Here is a 12,745-nt window from a genome sequence, read left to right on the forward strand (position 1 = left end):
TGTGCGCCGCAAAAACGATTTTGTTTGACAAGACATATTGAAATTGAGTGAATGCTCATTACCTGAACAAATGATCAACATGAGCAGCCTAAGTTGCTCAGCGGGTAAATAGTCCTTTGGGAGGAAATATGAAACGCGTAATGGGAGCAGCGCTGTGTGCGTTGCTGGCTGGCGGTATCGCACACGCCAATGCCGAAACAAAACTGACCATCGCAACCGTCAACAACGGTGACATGATCCGCATGCAGAAGCTGACGGATGATTTCACCTCCAAGAACCCCGACATTTCCCTTGAGTGGGTCACGCTCGAGGAAAACACCCTGCGTCAGCGCGTCACCACCGACATCGCCACCAAGGGCGGTCAGTATGACGTGATGACCATCGGCACCTACGAAGTTCCGATCTGGGCGGAAAAAGGCTGGCTCGCACCGCTTGATAATCTTGGTTCCGACTATGACGTCGATGACCTGATGCCGGCGATCCGTTCTGCTGTTTCGAACGATGGCAATCTTTACGCTGCACCGTTCTACGGCGAAAGCTCGATGATGATGTACCGCACCGACCTGTTCGAAGCTGCCGGTATTGAAATCAACGGTCGCCTGACCTGGGACCAGACCCTTGAGATCGCCAAGAAACTCCACAAGCCTGACGAAGGCGTATACGGCATCTGCCTGCGCGGCAAGGCCGGCTGGGGTGAGAACATGGCGCTGATCTCGACCATGGGCAACGCCTATGGCGCACGCTGGTTCGACGAAGAATGGAAACCGACCTTTGATGGCGACGCATGGAAAAATGCGCTCGACATGTATACCAACATCCTTGGTAACTACGGTCCTCCGGGCGCGACTTCGAACGGCTTTAACGAAAACCTTTCGCTGTTCAACTCGGGTAAATGCGGCATGTGGATTGATGCCACTGTTGCAGCATCCTTTGTCACCAACCCGAAAGAATCCAAAGTTGCAGACAAGGTCGGCTTCACCGAAGCTCCGTGCGCTGTAACCTGCACCGGTGCCAACTGGCTCTGGGCTTGGAACCTTGGTATTCCGATGGGCTCGCAGAAAGTAGAAGCCGCACAGAAGTTCATCTCCTGGGCGACCTCGAAAGCATATCTCGAGCTGGTAGCATCCAAGGAAGGCTGGGCAAACGTACCGCCGGGCACTCGTATGTCGCTTTATGAAAACCCGAAATATCTCGAAGCGGCACCGTTCGCAGACGAGACCCTTCTGGCGATCGACAGCGCAGACCCGATCAACTCGACCCTGGAACCGAAGCCGTATGTTGGCGTTCAGTTCGCTGCAATCCCTGAATTCCAGGGCATCGGCACCACGGTTGGTCAGCAGTTCTCCGCAGCCCTTGCCGGTCAGATGAGTGTTGAGCAGGCCCTGTCGGCTGCACAATCCTCCACCGACCGCACCATGCGCAAGGCTGGTTACTACTGATACACTTCCCAGACCGGAATTCTTTACCTGATTGGAATTCCGGTCTGCACCTCCTTAACCTGAGAGAAACTTGGGTGGTGGTTGCAAAACGCACCGCCCTTTTTTTCCCTTAAGGGCAAGGATAGAAAACTAATTTCGGGGAGCACATCATGTCGACACGGGCCTCGACCCTTACCGGGCGCATCATGTCCGCACCGTCGATCATCGTCCTGTTCTTGTGGATGGCCGTCCCGCTGGGCATGACGATTTACTTCTCCTTCCTGCGCTACAACTTGTTGTCGCCGGGCATGGAAGAGTGGATCGGAACACTTAACTACGAATTCTTCCTGACAGATCCGGCGTTCTTCGCGTCCCTTGCCAACACCCTGTTGCTGGTCGGATCGGTTCTGGTCATCACCGTGGTGGGTGGCATTCTGCTGGGCCTGATGCTTGATCAGCCGATCTTTGGCCGCGGCATCCTGCGCCTGCTGGTGATCGCGCCGTTCTTCATCATGCCGACCGTGAACGCTCTGGTCTGGAAAAACCTTTTGATGGATCCGGTGTCAGGCATGTTTGCCTGGATCGCCAGCCTGTTTGGCCTGCCCGCGATCGACTGGTTTACCAATGCACCGCTGACCTCGATCATCATCATGGTGTCCTGGCAATGGTTGCCCTTTGCTGTGCTCATCCTTCTGACCGCGCTGCAGTCGCTTGACCGCGATCAGAAAGAAGCCGCCCAGATGGACGGTGCCGGGCCGATCTCGATCTTCTTCTATATCACCCTGCCGCACCTCAGCCGTGCGATCACGGTGGTTGTCCTGATCGAAACCATCTTCCTGCTGACCGTATTTGCCGAAATCTTTGTCACCACTGGTGGTGGCCCGGGTCTGGCAACGACCAACATCGCCTTCCTCGTCTATACGCAGGCGCTGTTGCAGTTCGATGTGGGGGGTGCTTCTGCCGGCGGCATTGTTGCGGTCATTCTTGCCAATATCGTGGCGATCTTCCTGATCCGCCTTATCGGCAAGAACCTGGATAATTAGGGGCCACGACATGGAAAAGAAACAAACACCCCTTGGCTATGTCAGCTTCTCGGTCTTTGCGTGGATTGTGGGTCTTCTGATCTTCTTCCCGATCTTCTGGATGGTGCTGACCAGCTTCAAGAGCGAACTCGAAGCGGTTTCCATCCCGCCGAGCTTCATCTCCTTTGACTGGACGCTTGAAAACTATGCCGAGGTTCAGGAACGCTCGAACTATTTCAAGTTCGCCATGAACTCGGTGATCCTGGCGGTTGGCTCAACCCTGGTCGGTCTGGTCTTTGCTGTCACCTGTGCCTGGGCGATGGCGTTTAATCCGACCAAGCGAACCAAGGATGCGCTGCTCTGGATGCTCTCGACCAAGATGATGCCGCCGGTCGGCGTTCTGGTCCCGATCTATCTGATGTTCCGCGATTGGGGACTGCTTGATACCCGCTTTGGTCTGATCATGGTTCTGTTCCTGATGAACCTGCCGATCATGGTCTGGATGCTCTACACCTACTTCAAGGAAATCCCGACCGACATTCTCGAAGCGGCCCGCATGGATGGCGCAACCCTGCCCAAGGAAATCATCTTTGTGCTGTTGCCCATGGCGGTCCCGGGCATTGCATCGACCATGCTGCTCAATGTGATCCTGGCATGGAACGAAGCCTTCTGGACGCTCAACCTGACAACGTCTGATGCAGCTCCGCTGACAGCTTTCATCGCCTCCTATTCAAGCCCCGAGGGCCTGTTCTGGGCGAAGCTTTCAGCCGCATCGACGCTCGCGGTTGCTCCAATTCTCGTGATTGGCTGGTTCTCTCAGAAACAGCTGGTTCGTGGTCTGACATTCGGCGCGGTCAAGTAACCGCAGCCTGATAGAAATCTGGAAGAAGGAACACCAAAATGGGTGCTATCCGACTGGAGAAAGTCAAGAAAACCTTCGGCACACTGGACGTAATTCCCGGTGTCGATCTTGATATCAATGACGGCGAGTTCGTTGTCTTTGTCGGTCCGTCGGGCTGTGGCAAATCAACGCTTCTGCGATTGATTGCAGGCCTCGAAGACGTCACCGACGGCAAAATCCTGATCAACGGAACCGATGTCGCGAACGAGGCCCCGGCCAAACGTGGCCTGTCGATGGTCTTTCAGTCCTATGCGCTGTATCCGCATATGACGGTCTATAACAACATTGCCTTCGGCCTGAAAATGGCGGGCGAAAGCAAGGAAGTTATCGAAGAGAAAGTCCAGTCTGCGGCCAAGATTCTGAACCTGACCGACTATCTCGAACGCCGCCCAAGCGCGCTTTCAGGTGGTCAGCGTCAGCGTGTCGCGATTGGCCGTGCGATTGTCCGCAATCCGGCAGCCTTCCTGTTTGACGAACCGCTTTCCAACCTTGACGCGGCACTTCGTGTGAACATGCGGCTTGAAATCACCGGTCTGCATCAGGAACTCAAAACCACCATGATCTACGTGACCCACGATCAGGTCGAAGCCATGACCATGGCCGACAAGATTGTGGTTCTTCAGGCCGGCCGCGTCGAGCAGGTCGGCAAACCGATGGACCTTTATAACAGCCCGGCAAACAAGTTTGTCGCGGGCTTCATCGGGTCACCGAAAATGAACTTCCTGGGCGGGGAGCTTGCACAAAAACACAGCTGCCACGAAATCGGCATTCGCCCGGAACATGTCGCCGTTAGCACGGAAAGCGGGGAAATCCCCGCAACGGTCAAAATCGCCGAGCATCTCGGTGCAGAAACCTATCTGCATGTCGAGGCCGACGGTTATGGCCCGATGACAGTCCGCGCTACCGGCGAAGTTCCGCTGGGCGAACATGACAAAATTTTCCTGACCCCGGAACAGGATCGCATCCATCGCTTTGACGCCCACGGGCTGGCTTTGGGCAATTCCTGATACGTGCATGAACCGGATCGCAATGTCCCACACGCATTACGGTCCCGTCTTACCAACCAAGTTAATTGTGAGTCCAAAATGTACCTGAAAAAGTTCGACCTTACCGGCCGTCGGGCCTATGTCACCGGCGGCGGTCGCGCCATCGGCCTTTCCTGCTGCGAAGCCCTTGCCGAAGCAGGCGCACATGTCATCATCGGTGACATCAGTGACGGCGTTGCCGAAGAAGGCCGCGATTACCTGAAATCCAAAGGCTATTCGGCAGACATCGACATCATGGATGTCACCAACACCGATCAGGTCCGCGACAGCGCCGAAAAGATGGCCAAGCAGGGCGGCGTTGACATCCTTGTCAACAATGCCGGCATTGCGCGTTCCGAAACGCCGGCTGAAACCGTGACTGATGAACATTGGCTCAATGTCATTGACGTCAACCTGAACGGCACCTTCTGGTGCTGCCGTGAATTCGGCAAGCAGATGCTGGCCAAGAAAAACGGCGTCATCGTCAATGTCGGCTCCATGTCGGGCTTCATCGTGAACAAGCCGCAGGAACAGGCCTATTACAACGCATCCAAGGCCGCGGTTCATCACCTGACCAAATCGCTTGCGGCCGAATGGGGCGCACGTGGTGTGCGCGTCAATGCGGTTGCGCCGACCTACATCGCGACCCCGCTTAATGAGTTCGTGAAATCCAAGCCGGAAATGTATGACGCCTGGATCAATGGCACCCCGATGGCCCGTCTGGGTCTGACCGAAGAAATCGGTTCGGTCGTGCTGTTCCTTGCATCTGACGCTTCCAGCCTGATGACCGGGTCCATCGTTCTGGCAGATGGGGGTTACACCTGCTGGTAAGGCCAGGTGCAACAATAATGACCACAATGTCCTGAAGCTTTTGTGGTCAGCCAGGATGACGGATAGACGGGGCGCGGATGTGGGACCTGCGCCCCGTTTACCTTATCGCCACACTGGCAAGGTACTTGGAAAAATCGTTGGCGGGCATCACTTCGACCCCGTCCAGTCCCAAGAAGACCGAAAGACGCACAAGGTTTTCCATTAGCGGCCCGGCGACGTCCCCGGCCTTGGCATGCTCTTCCAGATGCGCACTTTGCACCCGAAGCACCCCGGCCTGCCGGTCTGATTTCAAATCGACACGCGCAACAAACTCGCCATTTAGCATGAATGGCAAAACGTAATAGCCGTATTCGCGTTTCTCGGCGGGCACATAAATCTCGATCCGATAGGTAAAACCGAATATCCGCTCGACCCGGTCGCGTTCCCACATCACCGGATCAAACGGCACCATCAGACAAGTCGGCTTGGCGCGTGACCTTGGATTGACCTTCGGGCACAGATAGCCCGGCTGTTTCCAGCCCTCGACATCGGCCCGCAACAAGCGGCCTTCTTCGACAAGGCGGGCCAGACAGGCCTTGGTTTCATCGGTTGGCAGGCGGAAATATTTGCGCAGATCAATCTCGGCAGCCACCCCCATGGCGGCAATCCCCTGACAGATCAGATCACACATTGCGTCCTGCCGATCCCGGTCGGGTTCGTGGGCCGCATCGCCGATAATGCGATGGGGCAAATCATATTCGCGTTCAAAACTGTTGCGCCGTTTGCGCGCCATGACCTGACCGCTCCAGAACAGATATTCCATCGCGGTTTTGGTATTTGACCAACCCCACCATTTCTCGCTACTACGGTCCTCGGTTTCGAGTGAGCTCGCGGCAACCGCCCCTTCGCGGTCGATATGGCGCAGGATGTTATCAATCAGATCAGGCTGTTCGCGCTGAACCCGCGCAATCCGGCCCCAGGTTCCCATGCCCTGCTCGGCATCACGCATCCGCCAGCGATACAGATGATAATCCTCAACCGGGATCATCGATGCTTCATGGCCCCAATATTCAAACAGCTTGCGCTGCCGGGAATTCCCCCAGACCATTTCATCAAGCAGTTTCGGGTCATAGACCCCCAACCGGGAAAAGATCGGCATGTAATGTGCGCGCGTCAGAACATTGACACTATCGACCTGCAGCATGTTGGTCGCCCGGATAGTTTTCAAAATCCGGCGCTTGGTCACATCACGGTCGGGATTGGCATCAAATCCCTGCCCGACAAGGGCCAGGTTGCGCGCCTGTTTGGCGGAAATCGAAACGACGGGTGATGGCATGGCGGCACTGTCAATTGGCATTGGGGCACACTTGGAATGTCGAATAAAAACAGATGCATGCTAACACAGGCTCCTGACAATTCTGGCAGGATGATTTTGCGTATCCCCGTGCTCGCGAACTTGACCGCATACAACGACGCTCATAGGCTCGAGACAGCATTTTACAAATGACGCCCCAACAAACAGGACAGCCCGAATGACCACCCCGCAGATCATGATTCTGGCCGTACTGCTTGGCACAGTTGTGCTGTTTTTGTGGGGTCGCTGGCGCCATGACATGGTCGCCATGGCGTCCCTTCTGGTCTGTGTCGTTCTGGGGCTGGTGCCAACCGATGCAGCCTTTGTCGGCTTTGGCCATCCGGCTGTCATCACGGTCGCCTGCATCCTGATCCTGTCATCTGCCCTGCAAAGGTCCGGTGCGGTCGATACATTGTCACGCACCGTCTTGCCGCAATCGGCCGGCCCGTTTGTCACCATGGCCGCCCTTAGTCTTCTGGCCGCGATCCTGTCGGCCTTCATGAACAATGTCGGCGCATTGGCCCTTTTGATGCCCATCGCCCTTCAGGTCGCCAACAAACAGGATCTGCCACCGGGCAAAATCCTGATGCCGCTGGCCTTTGGCTCGATCCTTGGCGGCATGACGACATTGATCGGCACGCCGCCCAACCTGATCGTTTCGGGCTTCCGGGCTGAGGCGACCGGATCAGGATTTTCGATGTTTGATTACAGTCCGGCTGGCATCGCCATTGCCCTGGCGGGGCTCGCCTTTGTCATTCTGTTCGGCCGGTTTCTGGTGCCAACCCGCGAACGCGCCGGGGCCGAAGGCTTTGAAACCGGGTCCTACCTGACCGAGGCCCGCATTACCGAGGGCAGCAAGGCGATTGGCATGTTGCTGCGCGATATCAACGATGAGCTGGAAAAATCCGACGCCCAGATCATTGGCCTGATCCGCAACGAAACCCGCATCCCGGCCCCAAGTCCGTACCGCGAGCTCAAACAGGACGACATCCTTCTGATCGAAGCCGAACCTGAAGGATTGGCAAGCGCGCTTGGCAGTCTTGAGCTTACCTTGGAGGCCGAATGGCGCGACGCCCGCGCCAAGGAAGCCGCCAAGGAGCCGGAAAAACAAAAGGCGCTTGAGGAAAAAGAAGCCGAGAAAGAGGCCGAGCAATCAGACGACGCCGAAGAACCGGCAAAGACCAAGGCACAACAGGCGGCAAAACCCGCTGAGAAGGAAATTGCTGCGCAAAAAGATGATGCGAAAGACAGTGCGAAAGACAGTGCTAAAGGCGGTGCGAACAAGGACAACGAACACGACAAGAACGAGACCGACAAAAAAGCCGAGCCGCACAAAAAGCCCGTCCAGTCCGATGACATTTCCCTGATCGAAGTCGCGGTGCTGCCAAACGCTGCCTTCATTGGCCGATCGGCCGCCGATATCCGCATTCGCAGCCGCTATGGCGTGAACCTGCTTGCGATTTCCCGTCAGGGCCACCGCTCCATGAGCCGCCTGCGCACCATGAAAATGCGCGCCGGTGACGTGCTTCTGATGCAGGGCACACCCGCCGCCATTCATGAATTTGGCAACCGTCTGGGCTGTGTGCCGCTGGCCGAACGGGCGCTGAACCTTGGCGACAAGACCCAGGCGCTGAAGGCCACCGGCATCATGGCGATTGCCATCGCACTCGCCGCCTTTGGCATCCTGCCCGCCGCCATTGCGTTTGCGCTGGGTGTACTCGCGACATTGCTGACCGGTGTGGTTTCGCCACGTACCCTTTATGATGCGGTCGATTGGCCCGTCGTCGTCCTGCTTGCGGCTTTGATCCCGGTCGCCAATGCCATGGAAAGCACTGGCAGTGCCGATCTGATCGCGCGCTTCCTGCTGGAATCTGTCGCGCAAGGTAACGCGGTGATCGCCGTCGGCCTGATCCTCGTCGTCACCATGACGCTTTCCGATTTCATGAACAATGCCGCCACCGCCGCCGTCATGTGCCCGATTGCAATCGGCAGTGCCGCCCAACTCGACGCCAGCTCCGACCCGTTCCTGATGGCGGTCGCCATCGGCGCCTCCTGCGCCTTCCTGACCCCCATCGGCCATCAGAACAACACCCTCATCCTCGGCCCCGGCGGCTTCCGCTTCGGCGACTACTGGCGCCTCGGCCTACCAATCGAGATCATTGTGGTGGCAGTTGGGGTGCCGACACTTCTATGGGTTTGGCCGCTTTAGTTTGTCACGCTCGCTTTCTTCAACGACCCACGAAACAAACTTTTCGGCGTAGCTGTCTTCACCGCTCTCTCCCCCAGAAGCTCTGATGGCGAAGTACCCATATCCATTGCGATAACTGTGCTCAAAAGGCTCGGCAAGTATCCCTGATTTCAGGGCCTCATATACCAGTGGCCTCCCCACCAGCGCGATCCCCTGCCCTGCAATCGCAGCCTGAACGACGGCATTATAATCATTAAACCGCGCACCACCGCTCAGCGGTAAGGCAGGCCCACCGACAAGGCTCACCCAGCGTTGCCAACTGAGCTGAATTTGCGCCGATTGCGTCCAGTCAAAATGAAGCAGCGAAAACTCGGCAATCGATGCGATATCAAGCGGACGCTTCTTGTCGGGGATCAATGACGGGCTGCAAACGGCAATGGTTTCATCTTCGAAAAACCTGACCGCCTTCAGATCACCTTGAACTTCTTTTGTGTATCGCAACGCGACATCCGCATGACCATGCGCCACATCCGCAAAGCGCGTTGTTGAATCCAGAAGAATATCGATCTCGGGATTGTCCGCCTGAAAGCGGCCAAGACGCCCCACAAGCCATGCCTGTGCGAAAGACGGATCGACCGAAATTCTCAATTGTCGCCGTCCATCATATTCACGAATTTTGCGCACCCCAGCGCTGAGATTTCTAAAGGCGACATGAAGCTCGACCAAACCGGCCTCGGCTGCTCGTGTAATAGCCACGTTGCGACCATCGCGAATGACAAGGTCCTGCCCAATCACATCTTCAAGACCGCGCACCAACTGATGAACGGCCGCAGGACTAACCCCCAGTTCCTCTGCGGCCTGCTGGAAGCTTCCGTGTCTTGCCACGGTTTCTAACGCGCGGATGGATTTAAGGGATGGCAACCACCCGGATATTTCAGAATTTAGTTTTTCTGACTTCATTGCAAATTTCAAATGATTGGATTTCACCAAATTCCTTCAGGAATATTGGATCACAACGTCCAAACCTGAACAATCACAACTTAATTGAACTTAAACGTGAAACCTAAACATCTGCTTCTGGCAGCCCTGATGTCGATCATCTTCGGCATGGGCTGGGTTTTGGCCAAGGCCGCACTCGACCATTTCCCGCCCATCCTCTTGGCAGCATTTCGCTTTGGTGTCGCAGCCATCGTGTTGATCTGGTTTGTCAAACCGCCATTCGGCCAGATGCGCAATATCATGCTCATTTCCGCTCTGGCCATTACGGTCCCCTATGCCATGATTTATATCGGTCTAAAGGACCTTGATGCGTCGACAACCATTCTTCTAGTTCAACTTGAAGCACCGATTTTGATTATGCTCGGCGCCCTCATGCTTGGTGAAATGCCCGGATATAAGAAAGCCATCGGCACCATGATCGCTTTTGCGGGCATCGTTTTGATCGCTGGCGACCCACACATTCGGAGCAACATAGCCGCTGTTGCATGGGTGCTGGGCAGCATCCTGACATGGGCGGTCGGACAGATTAAAATTCGCAAACTTGGGGAAACCGGCGGCTTGCGGAATCTGGCATGGATTTCGGCTTTTGCGTTTCCTCAGCTGCTCTTGATTTCCGCACTTCTCGAAGACGATCAGATCGGCTTGATCCTGAATGCCACGCCAGCGGTCTGGATGACGGTGATCTATCTCGGCACGGCCATGACAGTCGGCGGCGTTGGTATCTGGTACCACCTGATCGGGAAATATCCGGTGGCGTTTGTCAGTCCGTTTTTGCTACTGGTGCCTGTCACGACAATCTTTGGCGGGGTTCTATGGCTCGATGAAAGCCTAACCCAAATATCTTTGATAGGCGGCGCCATCATCATCGCAGGTGTTGCGCTGGTTATTGTCGAACGTCCCTCTGCGCGGAAACGGCTAAATGCAGGCAAGACCGCCAAATAAGGCTGGCAAAACAAAAAGGGCAGCCATTGGCTGCCCTTCGCATTTCGATATGGTCGTACGGCTTAGCTATCAAAACCAAGGTTCGGCACCGCAACGCCGTTGGCACGGCAGGCCGAGATCAGGGTGTTGTTGAGCAGGCAGGCAATGGTCATCGGGCCGACACCGCCCGGGACCGGGGTGATGGCGCCGGCAACTTTGGACGCGGTTTCGAACTCGACATCGCCGACCAGTTTGGTTTTGCCGTTTTCGCCATCGATACGGTTGATGCCGACGTCGATCACGGTGGCACCCGGGGCGATCCAGTCACCCTTGATCATGTTCGGGCGACCAACTGCGGCAACGACGATATCGGCACGGCGGACTTCTTCGGGAAGGTCGCGGGTACGCGAATGCGCGATGGTGACCGTGCAGCTTTCTTTCAGCAGCAGCTGCGCCATCGGCTTGCCAACGATGTTTGAACGCCCGACCACGACGGCGCGTTTGCCCGACAGATCCCCAAGGGTATCCTTGAGCAACATCAGGCAGCCATACGGCGTGCAGGGGGCAAAGCCCTCGCCGCCTGTCGCCAGGGCGCCGGCATTGACAACATGGAAGCCGTCGACATCCTTGGCCGGGTCGATGGCGGCTAGAATGGCTTGTTCGTTGATATGCTTGGGCACGGGAAGCTGGCAGAGAATGCCATGCACGTTTTCATCGGCATTGAGCTTGGCGATCAGCGCCAGCAGATCAGCCTCGCTGGTTTCAGCCGGCAGCTTGTGCTCATAGGAATTCATGCCGCATTCAAGGGTCTGCTTGCCCTTGTTGCGCACATAGACCTGGCTTGCCGGATCTTCGCCAACCAGAATGACCGCCAGACCCGGTGTTACGCCATGTTCGGATTTAAGCTTTGATACTTCGGCTGTGATATCGGTGCGCAGGTTGGCTGCGAATGCCTTGCCGTCGATGATTTTCGCGTCACTCATATGTCTGTCCGCCCCGTGAGTTGGGATATTTTCGCCATCAGCTCTTCGGGATTTCCGTCGATCAGCAGCGTTTTGGTGCGATCAGTTTGCCCGGAAACAATCCTGACCAACGATTTAGGACATTTGGCCGCTTTTGCCAAAAGTTTTATCAGCGCCTGATTGGCCTTGCCGTTTTCGGGCACGGCCGTCACCGACACCTTTAGCTGCTCCTGCCCGTTGGCATCTACCATGACATCACCAATCGCGTTGCGTGATGCCTTTGGCGTCAACCGAACGAACAGTCGAACCCCTGATGGCTCGGACCGTAACACGGGCGCGGGATCAGACATTGTCTAAATGAGACAATTTAATAGGTGAAATGAGACATTAGGGTCAGGGCCTACTAATTTGGTTTCAATGGTTAAACAGATTTGTGCGGATACGCGGAGCAAAGCCGCAGGAAGATATGCATCTTTCAAGGTTTTGCGACAAAGTAGTCCGTGCAAATCCGTTTAATCCTAAGGACAGACGTTATATTTGCAAACTCCCGCGTCAAATCCCTTGTGCGGGATACCAACCCGCTCAGCGGGCTTTTCCTTGTATTTCGCAAATATAACGTCTGCCATTCAAATCAAATTAGCAGGCGCTGACCCTAAAACCCGACAAGTGCCATCCGGACATCGGTCTGGATCAGCATGTTGGCAAATTGCAGGACCAAAATCAGGATGATTGGCGAGATATCAATGCCGCCAAGATCGGGCATGATCCGCCGGATCGGGCGCAATGCCGGTTCGGTGACACGATAGAGGAAATCACCGACCATATAGACGAACCGGTTGTTGGTGTTGATCACGTTGAACGCCACAAGCCATGACAGGATTGCAGATGCAATCAGCATGAAAATGTAGATACCCACCACAGTGTCAATCAGCCAGAAAATCGCCAGCATCGCCGCTCCTTACAATCGCCGGGCACATGGACGTTTTGGGCCCGGAAAGATGTTTGCACGCAGCAAAACCTAGTCGGCAATGGCCGCCAACGCAAGCACACAGCGTTGATTTTGGTGCAATTGGCGCCAAGTTTTCATCGCTTTGTGATCATGCTCACCAAAGGCGCGAAAATCGCAGGCCCTTAACGCCCTGCCA

At 55.8% G+C, this 12,745-nt stretch carries 12 protein-coding genes; 7 read left to right on the forward strand and 5 right to left on the reverse strand.

The features are described 5' to 3' along the window. Positions 1-128 precede the first annotated feature (128 nt). The 5 genes from UF64_RS03525 (at position 129) to UF64_RS03545 (ending at position 5,197) form a co-directional block, all read left to right on the forward strand. The gene (locus UF64_RS03525) at positions 129-1,439 is read left to right on the forward strand and encodes a sugar ABC transporter substrate-binding protein (protein WP_044827211.1); all 1,311 of its coding nucleotides are present in this window, start codon (positions 129-131) and stop codon (positions 1,437-1,439) included. Between the two features lie 149 nt (positions 1,440-1,588). Continuing rightward, complete coding sequence (locus UF64_RS03530; protein WP_044827212.1) at positions 1,589-2,461, forward strand: carbohydrate ABC transporter permease; 873 nt, start codon at positions 1,589-1,591, stop codon at positions 2,459-2,461. Between the two features lie 10 nt (positions 2,462-2,471). Continuing rightward, positions 2,472-3,302, forward strand: coding sequence for a carbohydrate ABC transporter permease (locus UF64_RS03535; RefSeq protein ID WP_044827213.1), 831 nt, complete (start codon positions 2,472-2,474; stop codon positions 3,300-3,302). Between the two features lie 38 nt (positions 3,303-3,340). Next, positions 3,341-4,348, forward strand: a complete 1,008-nt coding sequence (locus tag UF64_RS03540) for an ABC transporter ATP-binding protein (RefSeq protein ID WP_044827214.1) — start codon at positions 3,341-3,343, stop codon at positions 4,346-4,348. Between the two features lie 78 nt (positions 4,349-4,426). Then, positions 4,427-5,197 (forward strand): SDR family NAD(P)-dependent oxidoreductase, encoded by a 771-nt coding sequence (locus UF64_RS03545; RefSeq protein WP_044827215.1) that lies wholly within the window; start codon positions 4,427-4,429, stop codon positions 5,195-5,197. A 97-nt stretch (positions 5,198-5,294) separates the two neighbouring features. On the opposite strand, the gene UF64_RS03550 is transcribed toward UF64_RS03545, so the two are convergent. Then, positions 5,295-6,533: a winged helix-turn-helix domain-containing protein gene (locus UF64_RS03550; protein WP_052657438.1), complete on the reverse strand. Its 1,239-nt coding sequence runs from the start codon at positions 6,531-6,533 to the stop codon at positions 5,295-5,297. A gap of 175 nt (positions 6,534-6,708) precedes the next feature. Between UF64_RS03550 and UF64_RS03555 the strand changes: the two genes are divergently transcribed. Then, a complete protein-coding gene (locus UF64_RS03555; RefSeq protein ID WP_044827216.1) occupies positions 6,709-8,739 on the forward strand; it encodes an SLC13 family permease in 2,031 nt (676 codons plus the stop codon). On the opposite strand, the gene UF64_RS03560 is transcribed toward UF64_RS03555, so the two are convergent. After that, a complete protein-coding gene (locus UF64_RS03560; protein ID WP_152630593.1) occupies positions 8,719-9,705 on the reverse strand; it encodes a LysR substrate-binding domain-containing protein in 987 nt (328 codons plus the stop codon). The genes UF64_RS03555 and UF64_RS03560 overlap by 21 nt on opposite strands. Before the next feature lie 69 nt (positions 9,706-9,774). Here UF64_RS03560 and UF64_RS03565 point away from each other — a divergent pair, with 69 nt between their 5' ends. Continuing rightward, entirely contained in the window at positions 9,775-10,659 is an 885-nt protein-coding gene (locus tag UF64_RS03565; RefSeq protein WP_152630594.1) for a DMT family transporter, read from the forward strand. A gap of 62 nt (positions 10,660-10,721) precedes the next feature. Here UF64_RS03565 and folD read toward each other — a convergent pair whose 3' ends face one another. The 3 genes from folD to UF64_RS03580 form a co-directional block, all read right to left on the reverse strand. Beyond that, positions 10,722-11,621, reverse strand: coding sequence for a bifunctional methylenetetrahydrofolate dehydrogenase/methenyltetrahydrofolate cyclohydrolase FolD (gene folD, locus UF64_RS03570; RefSeq protein ID WP_044827219.1), 900 nt, complete (start codon positions 11,619-11,621; stop codon positions 10,722-10,724). Then, positions 11,618-11,950, reverse strand: a complete 333-nt coding sequence (locus tag UF64_RS03575) for a DUF167 family protein (protein WP_044827220.1) — start codon at positions 11,948-11,950, stop codon at positions 11,618-11,620. The genes folD and UF64_RS03575 overlap by 4 nt, the downstream gene beginning before the upstream one ends. Before the next feature lie 302 nt (positions 11,951-12,252). Beyond that, the gene (locus UF64_RS03580) at positions 12,253-12,549 is read right to left on the reverse strand and encodes a YggT family protein (RefSeq protein ID WP_044827221.1); all 297 of its coding nucleotides are present in this window, start codon (positions 12,547-12,549) and stop codon (positions 12,253-12,255) included. Positions 12,550-12,745 lie beyond the last annotated feature (196 nt).

It is taken from the genome of Thalassospira sp. HJ, assembly GCF_000948415.1.
GTDB lineage: Bacteria > Pseudomonadota > Alphaproteobacteria > Rhodospirillales > Thalassospiraceae > Thalassospira.